Origin of the sequence: Runella zeae DSM 19591, from assembly GCF_000423565.1 — a bacterium.
GTDB classification, from domain to species: Bacteria; Bacteroidota; Bacteroidia; order Cytophagales; family Spirosomataceae; genus Runella; species Runella zeae.
On record NZ_KE384037.1, the window covers coordinates 331,607 to 338,114 of the forward strand.

The 6,508-nt window shown below is 43.1% G+C and carries 5 protein-coding genes; 1 reads left to right on the top strand and 4 read right to left on the bottom strand.

Features of this window, described 5'->3' with window-relative positions; all coding sequences use genetic code 11:
* Nucleotides 1–27 precede the first annotated feature (27 nt).
* Nucleotides 28–981 carry an ABC transporter permease gene (locus G563_RS0122240; protein ID WP_028667254.1) on the bottom strand — a complete coding sequence of 318 codons (954 nt, stop codon included), beginning with the start codon at nt 979–981 and terminating at the stop codon, nt 28–30.
* A 39-nt stretch (nt 982–1,020) separates the two neighbouring features.
* Complete coding sequence (locus G563_RS0122245) at nt 1,021–2,508, bottom strand: sugar ABC transporter ATP-binding protein (RefSeq protein ID WP_028667255.1); 1,488 nt, start codon at nt 2,506–2,508, stop codon at nt 1,021–1,023.
* A 508-nt stretch (nt 2,509–3,016) separates the two neighbouring features.
* Between G563_RS0122245 and G563_RS0122250 the strand changes: the two genes are divergently transcribed.
* On the top strand, nt 3,017–3,733 hold the full coding sequence (locus tag G563_RS0122250; RefSeq protein ID WP_028667256.1) for a LytR/AlgR family response regulator transcription factor: 717 nt from the start codon (nt 3,017–3,019) through the stop codon (nt 3,731–3,733).
* 340 nt (nt 3,734–4,073) lie between these two features.
* Here G563_RS0122250 and G563_RS0122255 read toward each other — a convergent pair whose 3' ends face one another.
* Together G563_RS0122255 and G563_RS0122260 are read right to left on the bottom strand one after the other, a co-directional pair.
* Nucleotides 4,074–5,237: a Gfo/Idh/MocA family protein gene (locus G563_RS0122255; protein ID WP_028667257.1), complete on the bottom strand. Its 1,164-nt coding sequence runs from the start codon at nt 5,235–5,237 to the stop codon at nt 4,074–4,076.
* A gap of 72 nt (nt 5,238–5,309) precedes the next feature.
* Entirely contained in the window at nt 5,310–6,344 is a 1,035-nt protein-coding gene (locus G563_RS0122260; protein WP_028667258.1) for a sugar phosphate isomerase/epimerase family protein, read from the bottom strand.
* Nucleotides 6,345–6,508: the final 164 nt, after the last annotated feature.

A 6,508-nucleotide genomic window follows, 5' to 3' on the forward strand; every position in this document is an offset into this window, starting at 1 on the left:
GTTTTCTAAATCAGATTATTAAGGCTTCTATTTTTGTGAGGATTGGTTCCAACTATCTAGCACTACCGCTCCGATAATAATCGCCCCCATCACTACTTGTTGATAATAAGAGGTGACATTGAGCAAATCAAGCCCATTGCTAATCACTCCTATCAGCAATGCCCCAATCAACGTACCCGTCATCGTGCCAGTGCCTCCCGAAGTGCTAGTACCGCCAATGATAGCCGCCGCAATAGCGTCTAGCTCAAAGCCTACACCAGCATTAGGTTGGCCAGTAGTGATGCGTGAAGTAAGCAATATACCCGCTAAAGCCGCTAAACCTCCACAAAGGGTATAAACCGCCATTTTCACTTTATTTACCCTAATCCCTGAAGCTTTGGCGGCTTGCTCATTACCGCCTACCGCATAGATATACCTTCCCAAAACGGTTTTTTTTAGAATAATAGAGCATATCACAAAAGCTATTATCAAAATAATAATGGGTAAAGGAATACCTAAAATTTGACCTCCTCCAATAAAGTTAAATTCATCAGAAAGATTAGATATAGGACGCCCTTTGCTCAAAATCAACGCTAATCCTCGTCCAATGGTCATCATTCCAAGTGTCACAATAAAAGGTGGAACTTTGCTCTTCGTAATAACGAGGCCGTTGAGCGCCCCCATAGACACGCCGGCCAAAATTCCTACCAAAATCGGAACCACTACGGGATAAGTCTCAGGATGCGCCATTGAGGCAGCCACAACCCCCGTAACTGCCACCACCGAACCTAGCGACAAATCAATTCCACCCGTAATAATCACAAATGTCACTCCAAATGCAAGCAATGCATTGATAGATACTTGCGTGATAATAATAGTCCAGTTGGAAACTGTTAGAAACTTGGGCGTTATAAAAGACAATAGTAAACAGATAAGCACAAAAGCTACAAAAATGCCGTATTGTCCTAATCCTCTCGTATTTATTTTAAAGGTATTTTTCACCGTGTATTAAGTATTTATTCTCTCATTTTTAAAACTACATTATTCGTGCATGGCGTATCGCATGATGGTTTCTTGTGATGCTTCTTCTTTGGCAAAAAGGGCTGTTTGTTTGCCCTGCGACAATACCAAAATGCGATCGCTCATTCCTAGGATTTCGGGCAATTCTGACGAAATCATTACGACCGCCATCCCACGGGCTGTGAGGTCACGAATCAATTTATAAATTTCGGATTTTGCTCCAATATCAATGCCCCGTGTAGGTTCGTCCAAAATCACCACTTCAGGCGATGCTTGAAGTACTTTCCCAATGACGACTTTTTGCTGATTGCCTCCGCTGAGATACCTGACCTTTTGCTCCATACTCGACGCCTTGATTTTAAGCTCCGAAATGGTCCGACTTGCTATTTCTTCTTCGCTTTTTGATTGTAGCAACCCTCGCTTTGAGTGGCGTCGCAAACTCGACAAGCTGATATTTTGCTTCACAGATAACCCCGGAATAAAGCCTAATCCTTTGCGATCTTCACTTACGTAGCCTATGCCCACTTTGATAGCCTCTTGAGGAGATTTTATAGTTACTTTTTGGCCTTTAAGCCATATTTCTCCTCTATCAAATGCATCTAGACCAAAAATAGCCCGCGCGATTTCGGTACGCCCGGCTCCCATAAGTCCCGCCAAACCTAGTACTTCTCCCGCTCTTACTTCAAAGCTAATGTCCTCAAATTTCCCCTTACTACTAAGGTTTTTTACTTCTAACAGTACCTCCCCTTTAGAAGCTAGCGCGGGCGGAAACAAGCTTTCTATTTCGCGCCCTACCATCATAGCGATAAGGCTCTTGTTGTCTATATCTTTGGTGCTTTTGGTTCCGATATACTTACCATCGCGTAGCACAGTGATAGTGTCAGTGATTTCGTATATCTCGTTCATTTTGTGAGAAATATACAAAATAGCCACACCTTGCCCCTTGAGATCACGAATGATTTTGAAAAGTGCATCTACTTCTTTGTCCGAAATGGCCGACGTGGGTTCATCCATGATAATCACCTTGGCATTGTTAGAAATAGCTTTGGCAATTTCAACCATTTGCATTTCGGCTACACTGAGGTATTTCATTTTGGTACGCGGATTGAGCTTCATTCCCAATTGCGCCAGCAGTGTAGCAGCTTCTTGGTCATTAACATGGTCTTTGAGCCATAGGGCATTTTCTCTTCCCAAAAAAATATTTTGTGCCACGGTCAATTCTGGCACCATCAATATCTCCTGGTGAATCATCGAAATGCCTCTCTTCAATGCCTCATGAACACTGCTATGGCGCAACTCTTCTCCTTCAAAAAAAACCTGCCCTGCATCCGCTTGTAGCAGCCCCATCAAAATTTTCATGAAGGTGGATTTGCCAGCACCATTTTCACCCATAATGGCATGGACTTCGCCTCTACGTACGTTGAGTTGAACCCCTTCGAGCGCTTTTATACCCGAAAACGACTTGGTAAGATTGAAAACTTGAAGAATATATTCAGGATTGAGGGTCATTTTAAGTTAGCCCTTTGGTGGCAAAATTACCCTCATAAGCACAAAAAGAGCATAAAATACTCATAGAGAGTCTGACCAAATAGTCAAACATACATCGTCTTTTCGTTGGTGTATACATACTAAAAGCGGGCTGTGAGATTCACAGCCCGCTCAAAAAGCTAAATTAAAGTAGGGTAAAATTAAATAACTTAAACTCTCACAGGTGGTTTTAGGAAAAGTTAGGACAATTTTCTCCGTATTTTATAGTTTTGGTATCAATTTTGAATTTCCTTGTGAGTCAATCTATTTTATTTTTTAATTACGATGCCAAAATGACTTAGACATTATAATTAAATGCACGTGGAAAACTCACATATTTTGTTACATTTGTCAACACAATATCTCATAAACCCGAGTCAAAATTAATAAATATATTAGGTTACTTTAAAATAGAAATTACACTAATTGACTAAACCTATTGATTTGTCAACAAACACCTACAAACTATCCTTTAAATTAGAGTACTTTTATGAAAATTAACACCCTTATTATTGACGATGCTCCATACTGGCAAAAAATAGTTGCAAAGTTTGTGGACATGAACCCACTACTTCATCTGATAGGTACTTGTGATTCGGCCATGCAAGCGTATGAACTCATCGCCGAACAAAAAATAGATCTTCTTATCTGTGACATCGAAATGCCCGACCTATCAGGTTTGAATTTTGTAAAAAGTCTTCAAGCTCCCCCCTTGGTTATCTTCGTAACAGCCCATCGCGATTATGCTCTGGATTGTTATGAAGTATCGCCCGTTGATTTTTTGCTCAAGCCGCTAGAATATGATCGGTTTTTGAAAGCCATTGAGAAGGTACGCCTCCGTATGGACACTGCCATCGAATTAGCCTCTATTGAGCCGTACTTTTTTGTAAGGGAAAACCTCAATTATATACAGATTCGCTATAGAGATGTGCTTTACATGAAGGCTCAAGAAAATTTTGTGCAAATCGTGACAAAAAATGAAGTATATCTGCCGATTTTGACAATCAGCAGTCTGGCCGAAAAGCTCAAGCACGACGTTTTTTTAAGAGTACACCGCTCTTATCTTGTACATAGAGATGCCATAGCTCGTATTGGTAAAAACGACATACAATTGGTCAATGGCGAGCAGATTCCGATTGGGGACTTGTACCGCAACAAAATCAATCAGAAGCATATTCAGATGCACACTATTTCGCGTAATAACTAATACATCTCAAAGTGGCAGTTTTGTCGTATCTCAAAAATGAGCCTATCTCTCCCCATCAACTTGGGCAGCAAATCTTACTGACCCACTCAGAATGTTATTTTACAAAACTACATTTTAGTTTTGTGCTTACTCCTTGCTTATATAACGACATCAATAAGTCCTGACAATCAAGATTTCTCGTCTAATGAAAGGCTTGGTATCATAAGACTATTTATCTAATGTTTATAATCTCCCACAAAAAAGCGCGAACTATTGTCCGCGCTTCAAGAGGTTTTCGATTAGTTGTGCCAAGTTTTGAAAACTTGGCACAACTAACGAATATGTGAATCTTCAGTGAATTTTAACCAATATGGCCTTCCACGCCCGTGTCTTTCCAACTACGAGAGTTGGCAGAAGCAATCACCGCTTCGCATACTTTTTGAGTTTGTAAAGCATCTCTGAAAGTAGGCCCGCAAGGCTCTCCTGTTTCAAGGCTTTTCAAGAAGTCGGCTACTTGGTGAATAAAGCTATGCTCATATCCGATACCACAGCCCGGAATCCACCAACGGTTCATGTAAGGTTGGTCGCCATCGGTGACGTGGATAGAGCGCCATCCGCGTACGATAGACTGATCACTGTGGTCGAAGTATTCGAGGCGGTTGAGATCATGCAAGTCCCAGCGAATAGAAGCATGCTCACCGTTGATTTCAAATGTATAAAGTGCCTTGTGTCCACGGGCGTAGCGCGTAGATTCAAACAAGCCTAAAGAACCATTTTCGAAGTGACAATGGAAAATACACGCATCATCAATACCAACGGGGGTCATTTTGCCCGTCACTTGGTGCATACGCTGCTTTACAAAGGTCTCTGTCATGGCCGACACGTCGGTGATAGCGCCGTTGAGCCACATAGCGGTATCGATACAGTGTGCGAGCAAGTCGCCCGTAACGCCTGAGCCAGCCGAATCCACATCCATCCGCCAAAGCCCCGTTCCGCCTTGTGGAAGGTCGGCATTGATGGTCCAGTCTTGGAGGAAATTGGCACGGTAGTGAAAAATCTTACCCAATTTACCCGAATCTACGATTTGTTTGGCTAAAGTTACCGCCGGAATCCGACGATAATTGTACCATACTGTAGTAGCTACACCAGCTTTTTCGGCGGCCTCTACCATGGCCTCACCTTCGGCTAAAGTACGAGAAAGGGGTTTCTCGCACAAAATCATTTTGCCAGCTGCGGCAGCGGCAAGGGCGATTTCGGCGTGAGAGTCGTTAGGAGTACAGATGTCTACGGCGTCGATGTCATCGCGAGCGACCAATGCTTTCCAGTCGGTCTCGTATGACTCAAAGCCCCACTGCTCGGCAAAAGCCTGCACTTTCTCAGGGTTGCGTGAGCATACCGCTTTCAATACAGGTTGATATTCTAACTCAGGGAAAAAATTAGCGATACGGTTGTATCCATTGGCGTGGGTGCGACCCATTAAGCCTGTTCCCACCAATCCGATTCTTATGTGTTTTTTTTGTGCCATTTTGTTAATGAGTTTAGTGATTTTCAAACTTTCCCTTAAAGTGTTTTTTTAAGAGAAAGTTTCCTAATAAAATTAGGCTTCGTACCAGCCGTGTACTTGACGTACTTTAATCATAGCAGCTAGGATGTCGTTCCAAGTTTTTTGTTCGGTCATGACGGCATTTGGGAACATACAGCCATCCCAACAAATATGACGGAAGGCTTTGGTAAGTTCGCCACTTTCGTCGCGTAGCCAAAGGCCAGCATCATGCGTAATGTCCAGTTTGCCATTAGGGTCCGTAGCAAGGCAGTGGCGACCTGTTTTGTCGTGCGAGCCTGAACCAAATACAGTACCGTCGTTTTGGGCTACGTGAAAATCAATTGTCCAAGGGCGAAGAGCTGCCGTCAGTTTTTTCAAGCCTTCAAGGAAGGTCTCGCGATCACCCCACTGAAAATCTTCGGGCAATACGCGGTGCTCAGGAGCATTGTAGCCCAACAAATAAAGGGTCGTATGCGACATATCCGCTTGGAAGCCAACGTTTTTACGATCTACCGCTTCGAGGGTTTCAATCATGTATTTCCATGAATGCATACCGCCCCAGCAAATTTCGCCTTCTGCCGCAAGACGCTCGCCAAAGTCGGCAGCTACGTCGGCAGCTTCGCGGAAGGTTTGAGCGATCAGTTTGGTATTGCCAGCAGGATCAACTGCCCAATCGTGCGGGCTACTAGCTGAGTCTATACGTACAATACCATTAGGACGAATGCCCATTTCACGGAGTTTTTGACCGATTTGGCAAGATTTACGAACCATTTCTACAAATTCAGCTCGTTGTTCTTTGGTACCCATAGCAGGTCCACCCCAAATAGGCGCTACTAAGCTACCAATTTGAAGGCCATGATTGGCTACTTTATCAGCGAGACGTTTGATGCCGTCATCTGATGTATCTAGGTCGTAATGAGGATCAAAAAGTCCTAAATCCACTCCATCGAATTTAACACCATCTACCTCAGCAGCGGCAGTCATTTCGAGCATGGTGTCAAGTGCAATAGCTGGCTCTGAATCAGGGCCTTTCCCCACAATCCCAGGCCATGTGGCGTTGTGGAGTTTAGGATAATTATTCTCTGGCATAGTTTGAAAAGGTTTATTTATTTTGATTTATATAGTTGGCTTATGATGATTTACCGATATATAGCCCCTACGGGGCATGGTTGACTTTTCTTTCGTTCATGTTTTGTTTCTACCGATATATAGCCCCTACGGGGCATGGTTGATTTCTTCATTATTCTATTATT